Annotated in this window: 22 protein-coding genes and 1 pseudogene; 11 read left to right on the top strand and 12 right to left on the bottom strand. The window is 70.7% G+C overall.

Annotation, left to right across the window (positions count from 1 at the left end; all coding sequences use genetic code 11):
• The first annotated feature begins 216 nt into the window (after positions 1-216).
• Positions 217-708, top strand: a complete 492-nt coding sequence (locus ACIGFK_RS03390) for a helix-turn-helix domain-containing protein (protein ID WP_376655583.1) — start codon at positions 217-219, stop codon at positions 706-708.
• A gap of 3 nt (positions 709-711) precedes the next feature.
• Positions 712-1473 carry a hypothetical protein gene (locus tag ACIGFK_RS03385; protein ID WP_400050329.1) on the top strand — a complete coding sequence of 254 codons (762 nt, stop codon included), beginning with the start codon at positions 712-714 and terminating at the stop codon, positions 1471-1473.
• Between the two features lie 199 nt (positions 1474-1672).
• On the opposite strand, the gene ACIGFK_RS03380 is transcribed toward ACIGFK_RS03385, so the two are convergent.
• Together ACIGFK_RS03380 and ACIGFK_RS03375 are read right to left on the bottom strand one after the other, a co-directional pair.
• On the bottom strand, positions 1673-2863 hold the full coding sequence (locus ACIGFK_RS03380) for a cytochrome P450 (RefSeq protein ID WP_376655581.1): 1191 nt from the start codon (positions 2861-2863) through the stop codon (positions 1673-1675).
• A 152-nt stretch (positions 2864-3015) separates the two neighbouring features.
• The gene (locus tag ACIGFK_RS03375; RefSeq protein WP_386468165.1) at positions 3016-3915 is read right to left on the bottom strand and encodes a helix-turn-helix domain-containing protein; all 900 of its coding nucleotides are present in this window, start codon (positions 3913-3915) and stop codon (positions 3016-3018) included.
• Positions 3916-4181: 266 nt separating this feature from the next.
• On the opposite strand from ACIGFK_RS03375, the gene ACIGFK_RS03370 reads away from it, so the two are divergent.
• Positions 4182-4772, top strand: a complete 591-nt coding sequence (locus ACIGFK_RS03370; protein ID WP_376655579.1) for a hypothetical protein — start codon at positions 4182-4184, stop codon at positions 4770-4772.
• 1258 nt (positions 4773-6030) lie between these two features.
• Here the strand turns inward: ACIGFK_RS03370 and ACIGFK_RS03365 are convergent.
• The 5 genes from ACIGFK_RS03365 to ACIGFK_RS03345 form a co-directional block, all read right to left on the bottom strand.
• Entirely contained in the window at positions 6031-6651 is a 621-nt protein-coding gene (locus ACIGFK_RS03365) for a DUF6766 family protein (protein ID WP_400050583.1), read from the bottom strand.
• A 155-nt stretch (positions 6652-6806) separates the two neighbouring features.
• Positions 6807-7235 (bottom strand): hypothetical protein, encoded by a 429-nt coding sequence (locus tag ACIGFK_RS03360; RefSeq protein ID WP_400050327.1) that lies wholly within the window; start codon positions 7233-7235, stop codon positions 6807-6809.
• A gap of 65 nt (positions 7236-7300) precedes the next feature.
• Positions 7301-7558 carry a hemerythrin domain-containing protein gene (locus tag ACIGFK_RS03355; RefSeq protein ID WP_400050325.1) on the bottom strand — a complete coding sequence of 86 codons (258 nt, stop codon included), beginning with the start codon at positions 7556-7558 and terminating at the stop codon, positions 7301-7303.
• Positions 7559-7573: 15 nt separating this feature from the next.
• On the bottom strand, positions 7574-7849 hold the full coding sequence (locus ACIGFK_RS03350) for an isoamylase early set domain-containing protein (RefSeq protein WP_376655576.1): 276 nt from the start codon (positions 7847-7849) through the stop codon (positions 7574-7576).
• 372 nt (positions 7850-8221) lie between these two features.
• The gene (locus ACIGFK_RS03345) at positions 8222-8830 is read right to left on the bottom strand and encodes a hypothetical protein (protein WP_400050324.1); all 609 of its coding nucleotides are present in this window, start codon (positions 8828-8830) and stop codon (positions 8222-8224) included.
• 6 nt (positions 8831-8836) lie between these two features.
• Between ACIGFK_RS03345 and ACIGFK_RS03340 the strand changes: the two genes are divergently transcribed.
• From ACIGFK_RS03340 to ACIGFK_RS03320, 5 genes and pseudogenes are all read left to right on the top strand, one after another.
• Positions 8837-9004, top strand: a complete 168-nt coding sequence (locus ACIGFK_RS03340) for a DUF6480 family protein (RefSeq protein ID WP_400050323.1) — start codon at positions 8837-8839, stop codon at positions 9002-9004.
• Positions 9005-9587: 583 nt separating this feature from the next.
• On the top strand, positions 9588-9977 hold the full coding sequence (locus ACIGFK_RS03335; RefSeq protein WP_376655573.1) for an STAS domain-containing protein: 390 nt from the start codon (positions 9588-9590) through the stop codon (positions 9975-9977).
• Between the two features lie 88 nt (positions 9978-10065).
• Complete coding sequence (locus ACIGFK_RS03330) at positions 10066-10473, top strand: ATP-binding protein (protein ID WP_400050321.1); 408 nt, start codon at positions 10066-10068, stop codon at positions 10471-10473.
• A 12-nt stretch (positions 10474-10485) separates the two neighbouring features.
• Positions 10486-11188, top strand: a pseudogene (locus ACIGFK_RS03325) (alcohol dehydrogenase catalytic domain-containing protein); the annotation flags it as partial.
• A 129-nt stretch (positions 11189-11317) separates the two neighbouring features.
• Complete coding sequence (locus ACIGFK_RS03320) at positions 11318-12781, top strand: aminotransferase class I/II-fold pyridoxal phosphate-dependent enzyme (protein WP_400050319.1); 1464 nt, start codon at positions 11318-11320, stop codon at positions 12779-12781.
• Between the two features lie 29 nt (positions 12782-12810).
• Here the strand turns inward: ACIGFK_RS03320 and ACIGFK_RS03315 are convergent, their stop codons facing one another.
• The 4 genes from ACIGFK_RS03315 to ACIGFK_RS03300 all read right to left on the bottom strand — a co-directional run bounded on the left by ACIGFK_RS03315 (position 12811) and on the right by ACIGFK_RS03300 (position 15868).
• Complete coding sequence (locus ACIGFK_RS03315; protein ID WP_400050318.1) at positions 12811-12936, bottom strand: hypothetical protein; 126 nt, start codon at positions 12934-12936, stop codon at positions 12811-12813.
• Positions 12937-13094: 158 nt separating this feature from the next.
• A complete protein-coding gene (locus ACIGFK_RS03310) occupies positions 13095-13649 on the bottom strand; it encodes an isochorismatase family cysteine hydrolase (protein ID WP_376655570.1) in 555 nt (184 codons plus the stop codon).
• Positions 13650-14073: 424 nt separating this feature from the next.
• Positions 14074-15033, bottom strand: a complete 960-nt coding sequence (locus ACIGFK_RS03305; RefSeq protein WP_400050316.1) for a DMT family transporter — start codon at positions 15031-15033, stop codon at positions 14074-14076.
• Positions 15034-15133: 100 nt separating this feature from the next.
• Entirely contained in the window at positions 15134-15868 is a 735-nt protein-coding gene (locus ACIGFK_RS03300; RefSeq protein WP_376655568.1) for an ArsR/SmtB family transcription factor, read from the bottom strand.
• A 308-nt stretch (positions 15869-16176) separates the two neighbouring features.
• Between ACIGFK_RS03300 and ACIGFK_RS03295 the strand changes: the two genes are divergently transcribed.
• Genes ACIGFK_RS03295 through ACIGFK_RS03285 form a run of 3 tightly spaced genes read left to right on the top strand, consistent with a single transcriptional unit; the run spans position 16177 to position 18577 of the window.
• Positions 16177-16701 carry a hypothetical protein gene (locus tag ACIGFK_RS03295; protein WP_376655567.1) on the top strand — a complete coding sequence of 175 codons (525 nt, stop codon included), beginning with the start codon at positions 16177-16179 and terminating at the stop codon, positions 16699-16701.
• 2 nt (positions 16702-16703) lie between these two features.
• The gene (locus ACIGFK_RS03290) at positions 16704-17915 is read left to right on the top strand and encodes a histidine kinase (RefSeq protein WP_400050313.1); all 1212 of its coding nucleotides are present in this window, start codon (positions 16704-16706) and stop codon (positions 17913-17915) included.
• Positions 17912-18577 carry a response regulator gene (locus tag ACIGFK_RS03285; protein ID WP_400050311.1) on the top strand — a complete coding sequence of 222 codons (666 nt, stop codon included), beginning with the start codon at positions 17912-17914 and terminating at the stop codon, positions 18575-18577. The genes ACIGFK_RS03290 and ACIGFK_RS03285 overlap by 4 nt, the downstream gene beginning before the upstream one ends.
• A gap of 32 nt (positions 18578-18609) precedes the next feature.
• Here ACIGFK_RS03285 and ACIGFK_RS03280 read toward each other — a convergent pair whose 3' ends face one another.
• A complete protein-coding gene (locus ACIGFK_RS03280; protein ID WP_400050309.1) occupies positions 18610-20496 on the bottom strand; it encodes a serine/threonine-protein kinase in 1887 nt (628 codons plus the stop codon).
• Between the last annotated feature and the right edge of the window lie 3 nt (positions 20497-20499).

The following is a 20499-nucleotide window of genomic DNA, read 5'->3' as shown; positions in this document are numbered from 1 at the left end:
ATGGCAGCTCGATATTCCCTGCTCGCAGGCCTGACAGCCTGTACACACACGCGGGTGCGTAAGGTTGCGTTCCTGATCGGGATCCTGCCTTGCACACCCAATCGTGTCAACTAAAGTACACAAGCACAGGGCAGGCAGAGCGAGAGACCGGTACGTGGTTGTGTGCATTCATCAGCGGGACCCCCTTGGGGCCGTGAGCGGCACCCTGCGCCCGAGGTGAGCAACAGCCGTCTGTCGATCGCGGACAAACTCAAGGCCCTCATGGCCGGCCGGCGAGGCCGTGGCCACACATCGCGGTCGCTCTCGGACTCCGTCGACGCCCTGCCCGGCGACCACCCGTCAGTTTCCTTCGCCACCATCGCCAAGGTCGCCAACGGCTCCCAGGACAACCCGACCGTCGGCACCCTGCTGGCCCTGTGCGAAGCTCTGGGTGTCCCACCCGCTCACCTGCTCCCGCACGGGCCCTATGACGATCTCGAGGCGCTCGAGGCGTTCGAGGACCCTCTCGCGCGACGTGTCCTGGCACTGCTGAGCGGTCTCCCGCACAGTGAGCTGGCGGGCGTCATCACAGACTTGGAACGGCGAAGGGCCCACCTCGGCCTGGAGGTTCCGCGCAGTGCGGCCGAGGCGCCGCCGAGCAAGCGCCGACGACGGCGGAGTACGGACGAGGCCGCGCGGTATGCGGCCGATTCACTGGAAGGGCTGTAGGCAGTGGACGGCATAGTCTTCGGGACGTGCACGGTGGCCGGTTTGCTGGTCACCGTGCTCTGCACGCGGAGGGCCCTGGGGAATCCGCGGATCTCCACATGGGCCATCGCCACGGCGTTCGGAGTGTGCACCGTGGGCGTCATGTGCGCCGTCCCCGTGGTCGCCCAGGCCGCACAGGACGTCACCGGCGTCGCCAACTTCGGCAAACTCGTGGCCCACATCTGCGCGATCCTGTGGTGCGCCGCACTGCAGATCACCATGGTGGACCTGGCCTACCGCCCCGAGTACGTGAGGTCGGCGATCTTCCAGCGCGGCTTCGCCGCCGCGGTCGAGCTGGCGATCATGGTGCCGCTCTTCCTGGCGACGAACGCACCCGCCATCGAGTTCACCACCGCCTACGTCGACAACCCGAAGATCGCGGCCTATCTGCTGCTCTACCTCTCCTACGTCATGATCACCTGCGGGGAGTTGGCGTTCATGTGCGGCAGGACGGCACGACGCAACTGGGGTATCCGCCCCTGGAGCGGCGCCGGGTTCTCCCTGTCCGCCATGGCGGCCGCCTTCGGGCTGGCGTACGCACTGACCAAGGGGAGCTACATCATCTTCTTCACCCTCGACAACCCGTGGTCGCTGAAGGCCGAGGAGTTCATCAGCCCCACCCTGAGCGGCCTGGCGGTGCTCTTCCTGTTCGCAGGCCTGACGCTCCCCATGGTCGGCACCCTGCGTGAGCGACTCCGCCAGAAGAGGGCTCTGGCTGCGGGCTGAGGCCTGTCCGGCCCTCATCCGCCGTACAAGCCCCGGTCCGGCGGCCGCCCCGGTGCTCCTCGGTACACGAGCCCTGCCGGCGCTTCCATGGCGCAGGCAGGGCCGTGTTGTGGGGACGAGTACGTATTCAGGACCGGCCGGCCGCCACCGGTGACGCGGCCCGCCGCCGGACGGGAACCTGCCGGCCACCCGGAACGTCTCAGACCGATTCGACCACCGCTCGATACCGGACCGGCAGCTCCTCCAGGCCCCGCGCACGCAGCGAACGGCGCCACCGGGGGGCTGAATTCAGGAGTTCCAGCGTGGGGTAGCGCTCCAGGAGGGCGGCCAGGGCGATCTCCGCCTCGGCGCGCGCCAGAGGTCCGCCGATGCAGTAGTGGACACCGTGGCCGAGCGCCAGGTGGCCGGCCGTGTCACGGTCGAAGTCCAGCACCTCGGGGTGCGAGAAGCGTGCCGGGTCCCGGTTGGCCGCCGCGAGGGACAGCAGCACCGTCTCCCCCGCCGGAACGGTGACCCCGGCGATGGTGACGTCCTCGGTCGGGAACCTGCGGATCGCGAGGAGGGCGGGTCCCTCGAGCCGGGCGAGTTCGACCACCGCGGCCGGAAGCAGGGCGGGATCCTTGCGGAGCCGGGCCAGTTGGTCCGGCTGCTGCAGGAGGGTGTGGATGGCGTTGCCGATGAGCTGGGCCGTGTTCTCGTAGCCGGCGAACAGGACGAGGAAGACCACCGACAGCAGTTCGTCCTCGCTCAGACGGTCCCCGTCGGCGTCCCGGACGGCAATCAAATCGGACAGCAGGTCGTCGGCCGGTTCGCTGCGCTTGTGCGCCACGAGCCCGGTGAGGAACCCGAGCATCGCCACCAGCGCCTCCTTCACGGCCCCCGGCCGGGCCGGGTCCGGCGCGACCAGAGCATCCGTCCAGCTGCGGAAGTCCACGCGATGCTCTTCGGGTATCCCCAACAAGTCGCAGATCACGATGACCGGAAGCGCCACGGCGTACTCCGCCACCAGGTCCGCACTCCCGGCCGGACCCAGCTCGTCGAGAAGACGGTCGGCGGTCGCACGGATCGGTGTCCGCAACTGTTCGACCCGCCGAGAGGTGAAGGCCCGGCCCACCAGACCACGGATCCGGGTGTGATCCGGAGCGTCCATGTTGAGCAGGTTGGCGTCCAGAGCCGGCGGGAGGGCGAAGCCACGGTACGTACCCTCCGCCGCATTGCTCTTGTCCAGGGAGAGCCTGGGATCGGCCAGCGCCTCACGGACGTCGTCATATCGTGTGACCAGCCACGCGGGAGTGCCGTCGGTGCCCGTGATCCGGCACACGGGCGCAGTGTCCCGAAGCCGCTCGTAGACGGAATACGGGTGCTCGATCAGTTCGCCATGAAGATCCATGAGCCCACCCTAGGGCGCAGCGGAATGCCCGCGGGGCCGGCCCCGCGCGACCCGGCTCATCGATGCTCCGCGATCGCGGGTGCGGGCCACGGTCGACCCCGCCCGCTCCAGAGCCATCGGACGTGCCGTCATCCGCCATGTTCCCGGCAGGTTCAGGCGGCCACCGCCCGCGTGCTGCTGGCCTGCGTACCGCTGGCGCGGGCGAGGGGCGGACCGCTCGCATGGGCGCTGCGGCCGGCTGCGAAATCGCGCGGGCTGCCACTCGTGAAGAGCTTGAAGTCGCGGTTCAGATGCGACTGGTCGAAGTAGCCGCAGGTGTCGGCTACTTGACTGAGCGATGCCGGAGTCTGCAGAAGCTGGAGGGCGTGCTGAAGCCGGGTGATCCGGACCGCGACCTTGGGGCTCAGGCCGATGTGTTCGCGGAAGCGCTGCTGGAGCCGGCGGGCACTCCAGTCGGCGGCCTCGGCGAGCTCCTGGACGGTGGTGCGTCCTTTGCCCCTGGTCAGTTGGTCCCAGACATGGCGGATCTCGGCCGCCCCCGGAGGCGGATCGGCCGCCCGGGAGGCGAGGGCGTGGTCCAGCAGGGTGAAGCGCCGGCACCAGTTGCCGGCGCCGGCCAATCGCCCGTGGAGCTGCAAGAGCCAGGGCAGGGAGAGCTGCTCGGGCTCCACGACCGCGTCCGTGAGCTGATGCATCGGGATGCGGAAGAGGGCGGACGCGGCCCAGGGGGTGAAGGCGATCTCGATGCCGTGGATCCGGCCGTGGTGAGTGCCCAGTCCCGCCTGCTGCTGCGGCCCGCACAACAGGGAAGTGTGGCTGATGGGGGCCCGTCCCGGGCCGCAGAGCAGGGTCAGGGGTTCGGCGAATCCGAGGACGAGGTACACGCATCCGTCCGGGGCCTCCAGGCGTGCTCGGGCACTCGGAGCGTCGATGCGGAATCCGCGGTAGCCGAGTATCCCGGGCAGGCCCACGGGTCCGGCGCGGCGGGCCACCTCCCAGCCGAGGCCGGCATGGATGTCGATGCCCGGACATAAGGGTGCCACCAGTTGCACGGGTCCCCCTGAATGATCAGCGGCATGGAAGTGCAAGGCGCGGCCGTGGGCCGCGGCGGTCAGTGGCTACCTTGCCCTGCCGGACCGAGCTCGCACCCTGTGACGCTCGTCACCGCATCGAGTGGCGGCGCGGGCTCGAGGCATCGGGGGCCCGGTCCGCGGGCTTCGCGTTTTTCCAAGACGGCGGTTCGGCGCCACGGGCATCGTCATCCCCGGCTCACCCCCCCCAGCAGGGTCTCGGGACCCTGCCGACCGAAGGAGCTCCCATGAGGATCACCCGCTTCACCACCGCAGCAGCGATCACCCTCGCGCTGGCGAGTGCCGTGGCGACCGCCGGGCAGGCCGCCGCAGGGACGGCGGCCGGCTCCGCCGCGGAATTCCGTGCGCAGTCCCTCGCCGCCGGTCTCAGTTCCGCCCAGTCCCGTGCCCTCCAGTCGGATGTCGATGCCCGGCTGGCCCAGGAAGGCGGTACACAGACCGCGGCCAACGAGATCACGCTGGCCAACGGCACCGAGATCCTGCTGGTGCTGCCCGGCGAGACCTACGCCCGCGACCTCGACGCCCCCGCCCAGCGGACCGCCGGCTCCCTCGCGGCCCCGTCCAGCTGTGGCTCGTACACCTTCTGCGCTTACCGTGGCTCGAACTTCACGGGGGACGTCAAGCGTCAGAAGCTGTGCAGCGAGACCATCGACGTCTCCTCCTGGACCGGCACCGGCTCCTGGAGCAACAACCAGTCGTCCGGTACCCGGGCCCGGATGTACGGCAGCAGCGGCGAACTCCGCTACACCACGCCCGGGGCGTACTCCGAGGACCGCAGCGGCTCCTGGAACACCATCTTCAAGATCGACGCCTGCTGACACCGGGCGCCGGTCGCCAACGGGCGGACCGCTGCCGTGTGATGCCGCACCGTCAGATGCATCACCGTCCGGCTACCGCCCTGTGCGGCGGGAGCCGGACCCATGGCGAGGTGGCGCGGTGTGACCGCGCCGAGCGGCCGCGAACGCAAAGCCCCGGCCGGGTTCGCAGGCCTCCAGGGCCGACCCGCGCGTCAGCCCCGTCGCCGTGGGGGCCGACGCCTCCCCGGCGAAGGCTCCAGCGCGGCGTCGGGTGAGGAGAACCCGCCCGGAACTGCGGCCCGCTGCACGGGCTGCGCCGCGCCGGCTGCTGCGGGCGCCGGGACGGCGGGCCTGCCCGTGGCCAGGATCGTGGTGTGCGGGATCTGCCTCGCGCAGGCCTGGCACACTTCCGCCAAGGTCCAGACCTGGCCGACGGCCGGGTTGTGGACGAGGACCAACAACGTGGTCCCGGCACACTGGACGCGGGCCTCGTGGAGAGCGCACTGTGCGCTGCCGCAGGTGCACGAGGTTTGGGGTCGGATGGTGGCGAGGCGTGCGTGTGCCTTGGCGTGGTCTGCGGCGAAGCGCCGCAGACTCGCGGTGTCCTTCGAGCGGGCCGGCATCCGGCACGCGGCGCTGCTGCAGGTGACGGACACGGTGTGATCGGGATGACCGGTGAGCCGGACCGTCCAGGTCCGCCCCGGCACACGGGATCCGGGCATGAGGGTCAAGTTGGTGTTCCCGTCGTCGTCGTGCTGGTATTCGGAGGCGTCTCTGCCCGACTGGTGGAGGAGTCGGATGCGCGCGAAGCCTTCTCGTGGGAGGCGGCGCGGAGCGAGCAGGAATGGGGCCCGCGGGAACGTGCCGGCCCGGGCGGGACTGCCTGAGGCCTTTTTCGCACGTCCGGAGGGCTACGTCAATGGCGGCCGACCGACGTTGCACGAACCGTGACCCCGCCGAGCCCGTTCCGGCCCGACCGCCGGCACTTCAGGAACACCGACTGCGGACTCCAGGTCCTCGTGGTGGGGTCGAACCCGGTAGGACCGGGTCGTGACGCGCAGGCAACTCGCACATGCTCAGATGACGTTCACCGAGTCGACCGCGAGCGGCATCTCTGCGCGGTCGTGCTCCAGCGTCCCCGTCACCCGGTACTCGGTGCGCGGCCGCACGCCCGTCGGAACCGGACGCAGTGGCGGCTGCGGGAGGCGAGACCGACCGTGGCAGGTCCGGTGCCATGGCCCGCCTTCCCGCAGACTTCCCGGAGCTCAGCGGCAGCCTGTCAGCCTTCGACGCCCGTCGTGGTGTGCGCGGCGCCGACCGGTTTTGATTCCGGGGAGCCGCGCTGGCGGAGGTAGATGGAGAGGACGACCATGGCCGCGACGGCGAGGAGTTCGGACTGCCAGTTCTGCAGGGTCCGGTTCCAGAAATCGGGAGTGATCAGATATCCGGCCCAGCTGACCGGGTCCTCGAGCTGACGCAGTTGCCGGCCGTTGTAGGCGGCGGTGCCCGTGATGGACTGCGCCAGCCAGGACAGCACGAACAGGCCGCCCATCACGATCCCCAGGGAGCGTGCGTACAGGGCCTGGCGCCAGTCCTTGGTCCCCGCCCACCCGGGGGAATCGGCGCGGGCGTGGTCGCCCATGCGCTGCTCCTCCTCGCTTTCCGGGCCGGCCTGGTGGACCTTCTTCGACTCCGGCGAGCCCCGCTGGACGAGGTAGACGGTGCCGAAGATGTAGAGGAAGAACTGGAGGAACTCCGACTGCCAGTTCTCCGTGACGTCCACGGCGAAATCGGAACTCAGCAGATAGTCCCCGAAGCCGATCGGCTGCATCCCGTCCACGGTCAGCTGCTCGTTGAACTCGGCATGCCCCGTGACCGCCTGGCAGGCGAGGACGACCAGAAAAGCGATACCGAGGCGAGAGTGAGACTGTTCTCCCGCCAGAAACTCCCCCGGCTTCCACGGCCGTCCGTCATCGCTGCAGCACCCCGATGGTGATGAAGTATCCGAGCCCGACCAGGATCACTCCCAGCGTGGCGACGAACAGGAAACGCACCTCAGGCCCCCTTGACCAGGCAGTGGTACGGCTTTTCGGGCTCCGGTGTGCAGCCCGCGGCCACCACCTTCCAGCCGCTCGTGAACTGCGACAGGAACAGGGTGTCACCCGACATCCGGACCATGGCCTGTCTCCCGTACGCGTCCACGCCTCGGACGGCGCCGGCCCGGGGAAGTTCCTCGGCGGCAAGCGCCTTCGCGCAGGGCTGCCGCTCGCCCTGCTCCAGGTCCTGGCGGGTGGACGGGGCCAGCAACGCGCACGCCCGTACGTGCTCACCGGCGGCCAGAGCCTCCTCGAAGGCCAGACCCGCCCGCAGTGCCGCGTCCTCCCGGGCCGCAGGACCCCCGCACCCGCACGCGGCGAGAGCCAGCAGGCACGGCACGAGCAGGCGCCGGCCATGCCGCGTGCGGGGAAGGCGTGGTGCGGTCACTTCGAATCGGCGCTGGGAACGGCCAGCGGGTCCCGCGGTGCGCCGTCCTTCGCGGCCTGGAGCTGTTATCCGAGTTCGGTCCAGACCACCGCGTGGTGCTCCTCGATGCTCTCCAGGATGTGATCGGTCGTCTCGGGGGCGGCCTCGCGAGCGGCGGGATAGAAATACTTCTCCTCGATCCACGCGTGCACCGTCAGTTCCTCGATGACCTGATCGGCGATCTCACGGCGCTCGCCGGTGTCTTCGTCCGAGGTCTTCTGGAACCTCTTGAACAGCTTCTCGACCGTCTTGTGGTCCTCGCGCAGCAGCACGATCGCATCCATGCTCAGTGCCCCGGCTCAGGTGTGGATACGGCTGTTGACGCCGTCGTGGGCGTCGGCGTGCTCGTCGTCGAACCAGTAGTCGGCGGCAGCCAGATAGCGGAATGAATGCCCGCCGTGGCTGGGCAGCGTGACCGTGGCAGCCCGGGTGCCGTCTCCGCGGGGCTTGAGGGGGTGTGCGGCGGGGTTCCAGTGGTTGAAGTCCCCCACCACACTGACCGGCCCGGCCGGGCGGTCCTCGGGGAGCACAAAGGTGACCTGGGTGCGGCCCTTGAGCTGTTTGCGTTCGAGCATCGGAACTCCCGGCGATGAAAACGGGACAGAAGCGCCCATACTGTGGCGTAGGCGATGCCCGCCTCCGGCCCCCGCACCGCCAGAAGCTCGGCGTTCACCCGCACTGCCCCGCCCGGGCCGGTCACATCTGTCAGGACCAGTCCGATGACGCCCGCGGGGTCCTCCCACCCCGGCACGGACGCCAGGAGCTGCAGCGGGAAGGAGAACGCGATCATGACCACGGCGGCCGGGTGCCGTTCAGCGGGCGGCGCCCACCCCAGCTGGAGCCCGGTGGTGACGAAGGCTCCTCCCGCCAGCGCCAAGAAGCCGAGCGGCAGGGGCGTGCCGAGGGGCCTCAACAGCATCGCCGTCGCGCGGGGCGCGCTCCGGCTGTCACTTGCGGAGTACCGCGGAGGCGTCGAGCGGGACGACCACTGCTGTCCGCAACGGCATCTCCAACCACGACGGCCACGAGATCCCGCTTCCCGAGGCACTGGAGCAGGGGCACGTGTCTCGTTCCGACTCGACGGCCGCAAGCTCCACGGCGCCTACTCCCGCACCCGCACCGACTGACCCGCGACGAGGGCGGACATGACTGCTGTGGATGAAAGCGGTCGCGATGAAGGGGGCGGTCACCGAGTTCCTCGGGAGCTCCGGCACGACCGCGTCGAGGTCGAACCGGTCGAGGATCTCCCGGGTGTAGCGCTCGGCGTATTCACGCGCCAGAACGATGCGGCTGCGCTTCCCCACGCACTGGCGGTCGTCCTCGCGGTACTGGAGGTGACGCAGTTCTGTCGTCGGCGCCAGCCCCCTCATGTGCCGGTAGCCGGTGCCCACCGCGCCGAGCGCGCGCTGCAGGCGTACCGAGTTGGCCCAGGAGTAGTCGGCGCCCCGGACACCGCGACGCTGGCCCAGGTCGAGCAGCAGTCCTACGTTCGCACGGGTGAGCTTCTCGAGGAAGGCATCGGCCGTGAAGCCGTAGACGCCGATCGTCGCGACCACCAGGGCGTGCCGCCGGGTGAGACGCCGCCCGGCGAGTCCAGCACCGGTTCCGGAGCCGGCCCGTACCGCCCTCTCACCCGCGGCTGGGCCAAGGGCCCCCTCCTGGTGATCTGCCTGGTCGCCGTGGCCTGCGCCCTCTTCTTCCTGGCCTACGCCGTCATGCTGAACCTCTGAGCCGGGCCGCCCTGCGGCCAGGAGCAGGTCCGATGAGACGGCGGAACGTGTTACGCGGCTCTGGGTCTGGAATGGGTGCGGACATGTCTGCCTCCTCGTACCCCTGCGTTGCCGACGGGTCGGCCGGGCTCGTCCGGCGCCTACCCACCCGGTGGCGCCCCATGACACCTCTTCCGACACCCGGCGAACCACAGTGGCCGCTCGCTGCGTTCCCTCCCGTCTATGGCGACCCCCGAACGCATCGCGCGCGCGCACCGCCCGTCGGACGCGCCGCAGGGTGCTGGTCGGACGTTGACGCTCTTCGCCGTCCAGATCGCCATGCGCCAGGTGCCGGCCGCTCCGTTCTCGGTGCTCGGGCAGATGATTCCGTTCCGTACGTACTTCCACCTGCGCGAACCGCTGTCCGGCTCCACCCCACCGAGACGCTCCCCTCGCTCCCCCGGGGACCCGCGCTCCCCATGTCGCATGCGTGTCGAAGGCGTACGGTGGAAGGAGCCCGGTAGGACGCCGACCACTCCCAGGACGGCGCCCTTCGTCTCCAGCGCTCCCGGAAGGCGGAGGTCGGCGGGGCGAGGAGGCGGTCATGAGGAGCAACCCGCCGGAACCCGCCGACCTGCCGATGTCGGCGCCGGAGCTGAAGACCGACACGGTACGGGTCGGTGACTCCGTGGTGTGCGTACTGTCCGGGGATCTCTACGTCGGCACGCACGACGTCGGCGACCGCGCCCTGCGCACCGCACTCGACCTGCGCCCCGCCCTCCTCGCCGTCGACCTCGATGCCGTGGAACTGTTCACCGCCGACGGCCTGAACCTCCTCCTCGGCCTGCGCGACACCGCCCGCGCACGAGGCGTGCCGCTGGCCCTCGTCTCCCCCAGCGAGGCCGTCCGGCACGTGCTGGAGGTGACCGGTGCGGCGGGCTCGTTCGACGTCCATCCGACCGTCGCGGAAGCCGCCGCACGCCACGCGCCCTGATCCCGGACACCGGCCGCTGCGTAGGGGGTACGAAGGCGGGCAGGGGCGAGCTACAAGGCAACGCCGCCCGCTTCTCAAGGGATCGATCATGGGCCCACCGCCGTCCCCTCCTCCTGCACTCCCCCACCGCGAACTGGAATTCGGTTCCGAGACGGCGGGGGCATGCGGTGCCGGGATCGCCTGGATACGCCGGACTCTGGACGACTGGCACCTGCCCGCCGAAAACGGCGACGCCGTCCTGGTCGCGGGGGAGCTGCTCGCCAACGCCGCCCAGCACGCCGGCGGCGTCCTGCGGCTCTCCTTCGATCACCGGGGCAGCGTGCTGCGGATCGCCGTCACCGACCCCAGCCCCGATCCGCCCCGCCTGGGCGAGCACCGGCCCGACGCCATCGGGGGCCACGGCCTCTTCCTCGTCGACCGGCTCACCGTCAACTGGGGAACCCGACAGGAGGGCAGCGGCAAAACGGTCTGGGCAGACCTCCCGCTTCCGCCCTGAAGGTCGATCGGGGTGTTCGGTCCGTTCCTCGAAGAAGGCGACATCCTGGGACACGAACCGATGGGCATCATCGTGGAGACGGGGCCGGACGTCACCGCCGTCCAGCCCGGCGACCGGGTCGTGGTGCCGTTCAACGTCTCCTGCGGCACCTGCTTCATGTGCGTACGGGGCCTGCACTCGCAGTGCGAGACCACGCAGGTCCGCGAACACGGCATGGGCGCCTCCCTCTTCGGCTACACCAAGCTCTACGGCCAGGTGCCCGGCGGGCAAGCGGAGTACCTGCGGGTGCCGTTCGGCAACACGCTGCCCATCAAGGGCCCGGACGGCCCCCCGGACGACCGGTTCGTCTACCTCTCCGACGTACTGCCGACGGCCTGGCAGGCGGTCCAGTACGCCGATGTGCCGCCGGGCGGCAGCCTCGCCGTCCTCGGCCTGGGCCCCATCGGGCGGCACCATCTCCCTGTCCGGGGTCTACGGAGGCATGGCCGACCCGATGCCGTTGCTGACGCTGTTCGACAAACAGATCCAGCTGCGCATGGGGCAGGCCAACGTATGGCGCTGGGTCGACGACCTGCTGCCCCTGGTCCGCGACGGAGACCCCTTGGGCGTCGAGGACTTCGCCACCCACCGGCTACCCCTGGCCGACGCACCGCACGCCTACGCAATGTTCCAGAAGAAGCAGGACGGCGCCGTCAAGGTCCTGTTCACTCCCTGAACGCGCAGCACGCCCTGACGGGTTTCGGCTTGCCTCTGCGGGTCAGACGCGGAAGGAGCGGCCCTCCGTCGTCAGGCGGAAGCCCTTTACCGTGAGGGGCAGCGGGGTGCCGCGAGGAAGGACGAAGCCATGGACCACTCCCGCGCACCGGTGTTGGAGGCTCTGGAGCAGTTCCGTCGCAGGGGTGACGTCGCCTACGGACCCCCCGGCCACAAACAGGGGCGAGGGGTGGACCCGCGTGTGCTGGACGTGGTCGGCCCGGACGTGTTCCGCTCCGACGTCCTGATGCTCAACGGACTGGACGACCGCCGGCAGTCGCGCGGCATCTTGGAGGGGGCCCAGGAGCTGATGGCGGACGCAGTGGGAGCGGAGCAGGCGTTCTTCTCCACCTGCGGCAGCTCGCTCTCGGTCAAGACGGCCATGCTGTCCGTCGCCGGGCCCGGGGAGAAGCTGCTGGTCTCCCGCAACGCGCACAAGTCCGTGATCGCCGCCGTGATCATCAACGGTGTCGAGCCGGTCTGGGTTCACCCGAAGTTCGATGCCGACCGCCACCTGGCCCACCCGCCGGAGCCCGACGACGTACGGAAGAAACTGCGCGAGAACCCCGACGCGAAGGGCATGCTCCTGATCACCCCCACCGACTGGGGCAGCTGCGCCGACATCCGCGGCACCGCCCGGGCGTGCCACGACGCGGACGTGCCCTTGATCGTGGACGAGGCGTGGGGTGCCCACTTGCCCTTCCACCCCGCTCTGCCGGCCTGGGGCATGGACCACGAGGCCGACCTCGTGGTCACCAGCGTGCACAAGATGGGCGCCGCGATCGAGCAGAGCTCCGTCTTCCATCTCCAGTACGACCGCGTGTCCCCCGAGGTGCTCAAACAACGCGAGGACCTCCTGGGCACCACCAGTTCCTCGAGCCTGGTGTACGCCACGCTCGACGGCTGGCGCCGCCAGATGGTCGAGCACGGCCACGCACTGCTCGGCGCGGCACTGCACCGGGCGGAACGCATCCGGTCCCGTATCGCCGACCTCCCGGGCCTGGAGGTGATGGGCCGCGAGGTCGTCGACCAGGGCCTGACCGCCGACCTCGACCCCCTGAAGATCGTCATTGACGTCCGCGGCCTGGGCATCAGCGGCATGCAGGGCGCCGAGTGGCTGCGCACCCACCGCCACGTGGACGCCGGAGGCTCCGACACCTGCCGGATGAGCGTCTCCATCACCTTCGCGGACGACGACGAGACCGAGGAGATCCTGCTCACCGCCCTCAAGGCCCTCGTCGACGGCGCCCCGGCGATCGAACCCCGGACCGAGGTGCGTCTGCCCGGGCCCTCCGGGCTGGAACTGGAGCAGGCCGTGCTTCCGCGAAAGGCCTTTTTCGCGGAAGCCGAGCACGTGGACGCGGATCGGGCCGTGGGCCGCATCTCGGCCGAGACCATCAGCCCGTACCCGCCCGGCGTGCCGGCGATCGCCCCGGGTGAGGTCATCACCCGCGAAGTCCTCGACTACCTGCGCAGCGGCGCCGAACACGGTGTGCTGCTGCCCGACGCGTCGGACGGTTCGGCGCGCACCCTGCGCGTCGTGTCCGAGCCATGATCACGTGAGTGTCCGCGCCGCCCGGTGCGTCAAGCGGGCGCCGACGAGCCGATGACCACCCCGGCGGCAAGATCGGTGGGGTAGCGCGCCCCGGACGTGGTGAAGGCGACGGCCGCGGCGGTGTGCCCGGAGGAGTCGGGGCGACCCGGTCCCAAGCCGGCCGTCCGCTCACCGGCCTTCCGGCTACGTTACGAGCAGCCTCGCGGCGGTGACCAGCCGGCACCCTGGACCATCCGGCTCCCGCCGGGAGGGTGGCGTACCGAAGGCTCTGTCCGGGGCGCGAAGGGATTGCCGGACTCGCTACGAGCCGGTGTCACCCCGACGGTGTGTCCTCGAAGGTGATTTCGCCGCTCGGGCGGAGTTCGGCCGCCATGTTGCGTTCCATCATGTGCAGGGCCGCCTCGGCGAGACCGGCGTCGATGTGCGCCACCGCGTCGAGGGCCACGACGACGTCGAGGTGCCGGATATGGGCGTCCAGTGCCGAGTAGAGCACGCACTGCTCGGTCACCTGCCCGCACAACACCACCCGTTGGACATCGAGTTGATCCAGCAGGTAGGCCAGCGGCGTTTCGAAGAAGACCGAGTGCCGTGCTTTGACCACGAAGAGCGCGTCCTCGTCGGGCGCGACCGGCTCCACCAGGTCGGAGTACCGGCCTTCGAGGGCGGCTTGGAGGATCTCGCCGTGGTGGGAGCGCCAGCGGCCGAAGTTGTCGTTCACGTAGACGACCGGCGCATCGGCGTCCCGCGCCCGCTTGAGCAGCGCCCCGACCCCTGGAAGGGCTTCGCGGACGGAACGCACCAGCACCTCGGCGTCCTCGTGCTCGTAGGTGTTCAGCATGTCGATCACGATGAGTGCGGTCCGACCCATGTCGCCGCCTTCCGTCACCCCGGGCACCTGCCCGCGCCACCGGGTGCCAACCGCCCCGTCGCGCGTCCGGTCGGTGAGATCTTGAGGGGCGGAGGCAGTGCTTCCTTCCCGGGGATGGACAAGGGTCGTCGCAGGATCGCTGCAGACCAAGGTGCAGGGCACGGCCGACAAGATCCTGCCCGACAGCCTCGAGGCAAGCGGGCACCGCCGTGGAGATCAACTGCCGGCCCGAACGGCGTGACCCGCCGGACGACCTGCTCCTGCAGGCCGCCGCCGCAGGCTGCAAGTTCGCCGTGGACACGGACGCGCACGCCCCGGAACAGCTGCACTGGCAGAGCTCGGGTCACGCGCGTGCGGCACGGATCGACCTGGCGGCGGACCGGCTGATCACACCCCGCACCACCCGCATGCAGGCCGCCTCCCGCTACCGCCCCCGTGCGTCGGCGGCTTCGGGAGCGGGCTCCTCTGCGCGGACCCCGGACTCCTGCCGGGCGCGCGGGCGGTAGCGGGAGACGGCCACTCCGGCGAGGCAGAGAAGACCGCCCAGCAGGGTGAGCCAGACCGGCACTTCACCCAGGAGTACCCAGCTCAGCAGGACGACGATGGCCGGTACTGCGTAAGTCGTCGCCCCGAGCTTCCCGGCCGGCATCCGCGCGAGGGCGTACGTCCACGTGGTGAAGGCGAGGGCGGTCGGGACCACGCCCAGGTAGACCATGTTCAGCGTTGCGGACAGCGGAGCCCTCGCGACCTCGTCCACCAGCCGACCGGTGAACGGCAGGCAGGCCACGGTCCCGGTGAAGCAGCTGTAGGCGGTGACCTGCAGCGGCGTCGCGAAGGAGAGCGCGGGCTTCTGCGCGACGACCCCCGTCGCGTACGCCGCTGCTGCGATCAGGCACAGCGCCACTCCGAGCACCGGGGTCGAGCCGTTGCCGCCGGACGACATCGACAGGCCGACGACCACGGCGCCCGTGAAGGAGACCGCCATGCCCGTCAGCAGCCGCGGCGGCAGGGCCTCGCCGAGCAGGCGCGCGGCGAGGAGCGCCATCAGGATCGGACCGGTGTTCACGAGCAGGGACGCGGTACCCGCGTCGACGAGGCGTTCGCCCCAGTTCAGCGCGACCGTGTAGCCGGCGAACCAGACGAGTCCGGACAGCAGGATGCCCCGGCGGGCCCCGCGCGGCGGCAGGCCCTCGCGGCGCACGAGGAGGAGCACAGCGAGGACCAGCGAGGCGGCGAGCAGCCTGCCGAGGGCGAGGGCCCCCGGCGAGTAGGCGGCTCCGGCGCTGCGGATGGAGACGAAGGCGGACGCCCAGGCGAACACCGTGCAGCAGACGGCGGCGGCGGTGAGGAGGCCGGGCGGAAGGGCGCGCGGAGGGGTCTTCATACCTCCGGACTCTACACCGAACACTTCGGTGTTGGCCGAACTATTTTCTCTGCAACTTCCCGACGGGCTCCCGGAACGACGGGAACTTCCGGAGCGCCTGCTAGCTCCACGCCCCGGGCGTGAGGCCCAGCAGTCCACCGAAGGCCTCCTCCCCCTCCCCCGTCACCAGCAGGCCCCGCCCTCCCCCCTCCGGTCGCACCACCCACGCCTCGGCCAGGGCCCGCGCACACAACCGCGCCCCCGCCAGGCCGCCCAGGTGGCGGCGGCGCTCGGTCCAGTCCAGGCAGGAGCTCGCCAGCGGCCTGCGACCCGCGCCCGTCACGTCGACGCCCGCGCGGCGGCACCAGTCGAGGCCGGCCCCGGTCAGCTCGAACACGCCCTCCGTGCGCAGCAGGCCCCTGCCTTCCATCGCGTCGGTCACCGCCATGCCGAGCCGGCCCGCGAAGTGGTCGTAGCAGGTACGGGCCCGCGCCAGCGGGTCGGGCGCGGCGACCACCGGCACCGTGTGTGCCGCGTCCCGGCCCGGGACGGCATAGGAGGCCAGTTCGTCCACCAGCCGGGCCGTGGCGGCGTCGGCGATGCGCACGTAGCTGTGCCGCCCCTGCCGCTCCGTCACACAGATCCCCGCGTCCAGGAGCCTGGTCAGATGCCCGCTGACAGTGGAGGGGGCGACCCCGGTGGTCCGGGCCAGCTCGCCCGCGGTCCAGGCGCGCCCCTCCAGCAAGGTCATGCAGATCGCGGCCCGGGTCTCGTCGGCCAGGGCCGCGGCGAGAGAAGCGAGCCGCGCGGCCGGAGCCGGGGAATCCGCCTGTCCGGGAGCAAGTACGTGGTCCATGACTCCAGAATGCCCCATCATTTCGGTGTTGGACGAATGATGGGGCGCTCCGTCTCAGAGGGTGCATCCGGGCCCGTCCCCCGTTGCCGCCATTGCCGGGCTACGCCCGGCATGCACGCCGACAGCACCGTGTCGAGCGGGATGGCCCGGAGCTGCCCCGCCCGACCACCCGCGGGCGGGCCATGGGCACCGTACGTCTGTGGCGGCGCATGCTCCGTGGTGCACGCCCCTTCGGCCCGGCGATCTCCACCCCCGGTTCCACCCGTGGGTCCAGGTGCCGCGAGCTGCGTCGCAGCAGTCTGTAGGACATGACAGCAACCGAATGGATCACCGACGCAGCCCTCATCCTGATCGTCTTCCGGCAGCTGCGGGAAGGCCGTCTCGACCGCAAGACCTTCCTGCTGCCGCTGGGCATCGTGGCCTTCGTGGCGTACTCGTACCTCGACACCGTCCCCACCGGGGGCAACGACCTCGTCCTGATCGCCGCACTGATGGCCGTCGGCGCCGCACTCGGCATCGGCGGCGGCGTCTACACCCGGATCCGCGCCCTCGACGGACACCTCCTGATCAAGGCGGGTGCGGTGTCGGCGGTCCTGTGGGTCGTGGGCATGGGAGCGCGAATGGGCTTCCAGGTATGGGTCGAGCACGGTGGCGGCGCCGACGGCGTCGCACGGTTCAGCCTCGCGCACCACATCACCGGTCAGCAGGCATGGGTCGCGGCCTTCGTGCTGATGGCTCTCACCGAGGTCGTCACGCGGGTGGCCACCATCTACGTGCGCAGCCGGACGGTCAAGGCACTCCGCCCCGTGGCCCTCCTCGACCGTACGGCCTGACCGTGCAGTATGTTCGGCCCGTGCCCGCAGACCAGAGCGCCCCGCCCCCCAGGACGGACACCGGCCGGGGGGCGGAACCGCGCCCCGTTCCCGGACAGGACCCGCGCGTGCAGTGGGTGGCGAGCCTCGCGGTCGTCGTGGTGGGCGCCCTGACGATCCGGCCCATGGGCTTCAGCGGCCGGGGGCTGGCCGTGGCGGTCCTCTTCGTGGTCAACGCCGCCGCGCTGCTGGCCAGGCGCCTGCCCGAGCACAAGGTGTCCCCGCGTCTCGCGCTGATCTGGCTCACCCTCGGCGTCGTCGCGGCAGCCGCCCTCATCGGTGTCAGCAGCAGCGGAGCGGGTTACCTCTTCGCCTTCTTCCTCGCCGGCCACATCGGATACCGGCTGGAGACCAGGCCGGCCCTCGTGCTCGCGGGGATCTGCAGTCTTCTGTGCGCCGCGGTCCTCTCCTTCCGCCTCGGACCGGGGTACGAGGCGCTGCCGTGGGCGTTCGGGCTGCTGACCGGCCTGCCCGTCCTGATCGGCATCGTCAACCGCACCCAGCGCCAGGCCGTACGGGCGGCCCTCGACGCGGCGGAGTCGGCCGAACGCGCCGCCCGGGCCGAGGCCCGTACCGCAGTGCTGACCGAACGGGGCCGGATCGCCCGGGACGTGCACGACGTGCTGGCGCACTCACTCGCCGGGATCAACATGCAGCTGGAACTGGCGGACGCGCTGATCGACACCGGCGACCTGGAGAAGGTCCGCCAGGCCCACGACAAGGCACACGGGCTGGTCAAGGAGAGCCTGAGGCAGGCGCAGTGGACCGTGCACGCACTGCGCGAGGACACGCTGCCCCTGCTGGAGAGCCTTTCCGCGATGCTGGAGTCCTCGGGCCACCACGACGCTCTCACCGTCACCGGGACCGTACGCGAAGTGCCGGCCCGGACCGCCCAGAACCTGCTGCGGATCGCACAGGAAGCCCTCACCAACGCGGCTCGGCACGCTCCCGGCGGCGCCGTGGAGGTGGAGCTGACGTATGCCGAAGCCTCGATCACGCTGAGCGTCCGCAACGGGCCCGCCACCCGCGAGGTGAACGCGGGCGCGGGCAGCGGGATGGGACTGATCGGCATGCGCGAACGGGTCGCCCTGCTGGGCGGAACGGTCACCGCGGGCCCGGTCACCGAAGGACCGCACCACAACGGCTGGCAAGTGGAGGCAGTGATCCCGACATGAGTGAACGCGCTGAGCAGCAGCAGCTGCGGGTGGTCGTCGCCGACGACCAGGCGGCCGTCCGCGAGCCCCTCGCGGCGGTTCTCGACCTGGCCGAGGACATCGACGTCGTGGCAGCCGCCTCCAACGGCCACGAGGTGCTGGAGGCGGTCGGCGCCGGGCCGGTGGACGTCGTGCTGATGGACCTGAGAATGCCCGTGATGGACGGGATCGAGACCACCCGGCGACTGGCCGAGCAGTACCCGGATGTGGCGGTGGTCGTCCTGACCACCTTCGCCGACGACGACTCGATCCTCGGCGCACTGGGCGCCGGAGCCCGCGGATACCTGACGAAGAACGCCGGCCGCCGCGACATCACCCGCGCGATCCGGGCCGCAGCGGCCGGTCAGTCCGTACTCGACCGCGCGGTCCAGGACCGCCTGCTCGCCACGGCACGGGCCAGGGAACCCGCGCCGCCGGGGCGGGACCTGCCCGCGGACCTCACGCCCCGGGAACGCGAGGTACTCGCGCTCATCGGCCTCGGGCTGCCCAACCGGGGCATCGCCGAGAAGCTGTTCATCAGCGAGGCCACCGTCAAGACGCACATCAACAACCTGTTCGCCAAAGCGGGCATCCGGGACCGGTCGGACGCCGTCCGCCGCGCCATCGAAGCAGGCCTCGCCTGACACGCCCTCCGTCAGGCCTCTCCCCCGGACGCTCAGATCACCTTGAGGCACAACGTCACGGTGCCGTGGAGGGCTTGGACCGATTTCGTCTTGCACTGACTGCCCTTGTCAGGGCCGAGGATCTGGGTGATCTGCACACGGTGGTCGTATCCGCTGGGGAAACGGGCATCGGCGCAGTCCCAGCCGTCGAGCAGCTGGACGCTATCCAGTTCACCACCCTTGGCGTTGCCGAGTACGCAGTCTCCGACGCGGAATTGGCGGTCGACGCACAGGCTGACGTCAGGGGGTCCCTGGTGGGTCCATTCCGCGCTGCCCCCACGGGGAGGGCCCGGGCACTCAGGGCCGATGGGCCCCACGCGGGTGACTCGGTAGTACGCGTTCCACGCGTCGCAGGGAACTACGTCCGGTTTGAGGGAGTCGTTTGGCTGGCTGTAGACGAAGTCACTCGGGTTTCCGTCTCCTACGTGGAAGCAGTCGCCCTCCCGTACCGCCATGAAAGCCCGGCTGACGGCGTCTTGGCTGGGTGTGGGGCTGGTGCTGGTGCTGGGGCTCGGCGAGGAGCTGGCGCTCGGCGTGGGGGTGGGCGTGGGGCTCGCCGTGCGGGTGGGGCTCGGCGTGGAAGTGTGGCTGCTCGTGGGGCTGCTTGACGTGGCGGCGGCGTGCCGTTTGTAGAAGTCCAGGCCGGCGACGGCGACGGCGAGCAGGCCGAGGACGGCACACGCGGCGCCGATCCACACGAGTTCGGGGCCGAACCGCCTCCGCTGTGAGGGCGATTCACCGGGACGGCCGTTGCCGGGACGACCGTTGCCGGGACCGCCCGGCGTCCGGTCCTCGCGAGCACCGGAGTCAGGGGATGGCGAAGGTAACAGGGCCGTCGGGGTCTGCACTTCGCGCTCGGCGATCATCGTCGCGACCGGCGCCGGGAGCCATGAGCCGGTTGTCCGGGTGGGTCGGGTGAGCTCCCGGAGGATTCCTGCCACGTCGGGGCGGTCGCCGGGGCTTTTGGCCAGACAGCGCTGCACCAGGTCCGCCAGGTAGCCGGGCAGGCCGGTCAGGTCGGGATCGTCGTGGACGATGCGGTAGACGATCGCTTCGGCCGAGCCTGTTCCGAACGGGCTACGACCGGTGGCGGCGAAGGCGAGGACGAGCCCGAGGGAGAACACGTCGCTGGCCGGGCCGATCTCGTGGCCGCGCGCCTGTTCCGGCGACATGAACGACGGGGTACCGACAACGGCGTGGGAGAGCGTGTGGGACGTGGCGTCAAGTGCGCGAGTGATGCCGAAGTCGATGACGTGGGGGCCGTCGGCGGCGAGGATCACGTTGGAGGGTTTGAGGTCGCGGTGCACCAGGTTGCAGGCGTGGATCGCCCGAAGCCCCTCGGCCAGTCCCGCTCCCAGCACTGCGGTCCCCTCCGCCGGCAGTGGGCCGTGCGTCTCGACGGCCTGATGCAGGGACGGCCCCGGTATGTATGCGGTGACCAGCCACGGAGGGTCGGCATCGGGGTCGGCCTCGACCACTTGGGCGGTGTAGAACCCGCCGACCCGGCGGGCTGCCTCGACCTCTATGGCGAACCGGCGCCGAAATCCGGGATCGCCCGCCAGCTCGGGCCGCACCAGCTTGACCGCGACCGGGCGGCCGCCGGGAGAGCGTCCCAGGAACACCTGCCCCATCCCGCCACCGCCCAGCCGCCCCTCCAGCCGGAAATCCCCCACCGCATGCGGATCACCCTGCCGCAGCGGCTCCGGCCAGACCGGGGAGTTCATCGCAGCCCCGCATTCAGGTCCCGGGCGGTGCGGTCTTGTTTGTCGAGCGAACACGTGGCAAAGCCGATGGATTCGTTCACGCCGCGAGTCTACGAACAGCCCTGTGCACCGTACAGTTCCGCGCCGCTCCCCCGCGGCTGCCAGGTATCGGGACATGCT

This window comes from Streptomyces sp. NPDC085524, from assembly GCF_044541755.1.
Lineage (GTDB): Bacteria > Actinomycetota > Actinomycetes > Streptomycetales > Streptomycetaceae > Streptomyces.
Note: the sequence above shows the minus strand (reverse complement) of the source record. Positions and strands in the feature narration are given on the sequence as shown.

Coding starts and splice junctions, on each gene's coding strand:
- ACIGFK_RS03380 (WP_376655581.1), bottom strand. CDS start 2,863: ATGGATCTTCATGGCGAACTGATCGAGCACCCGTATTCCGTCTACGAG.
- ACIGFK_RS03370 (WP_376655579.1), top strand. CDS start 4,182: ATGAGGATCACCCGCTTCACCACCGCAGCAGCGATCACCCTCGCGCTG.
- ACIGFK_RS03355 (WP_400050325.1), bottom strand. CDS start 7,558: ATGGATGCGATCGTGCTGCTGCGCGAGGACCACAAGACGGTCGAGAAG.
- ACIGFK_RS03350 (WP_376655576.1), bottom strand. CDS start 7,849: ATGCTCGAACGCAAACAGCTCAAGGGCCGCACCCAGGTCACCTTTGTG.
- ACIGFK_RS03335 (WP_376655573.1), top strand. CDS start 9,588: ATGAGGAGCAACCCGCCGGAACCCGCCGACCTGCCGATGTCGGCGCCG.
- ACIGFK_RS03330 (WP_400050321.1), top strand. CDS start 10,066: ATGGGCCCACCGCCGTCCCCTCCTCCTGCACTCCCCCACCGCGAACTG.
- ACIGFK_RS03320 (WP_400050319.1), top strand. CDS start 11,318: ATGGACCACTCCCGCGCACCGGTGTTGGAGGCTCTGGAGCAGTTCCGT.
- ACIGFK_RS03310 (WP_376655570.1), bottom strand. CDS start 13,649: ATGGGTCGGACCGCACTCATCGTGATCGACATGCTGAACACCTACGAG.
- ACIGFK_RS03305 (WP_400050316.1), bottom strand. CDS start 15,033: ATGAAGACCCCTCCGCGCGCCCTTCCGCCCGGCCTCCTCACCGCCGCC.
- ACIGFK_RS03300 (WP_376655568.1), bottom strand. CDS start 15,868: ATGGACCACGTACTTGCTCCCGGACAGGCGGATTCCCCGGCTCCGGCC.
- ACIGFK_RS03295 (WP_376655567.1), top strand. CDS start 16,177: ATGACAGCAACCGAATGGATCACCGACGCAGCCCTCATCCTGATCGTC.
- ACIGFK_RS03285 (WP_400050311.1), top strand. CDS start 17,912: ATGAGTGAACGCGCTGAGCAGCAGCAGCTGCGGGTGGTCGTCGCCGAC.
- ACIGFK_RS03280 (WP_400050309.1), bottom strand. CDS start 20,496: ATGTCCCGATACCTGGCAGCCGCGGGGGAGCGGCGCGGAACTGTACGG.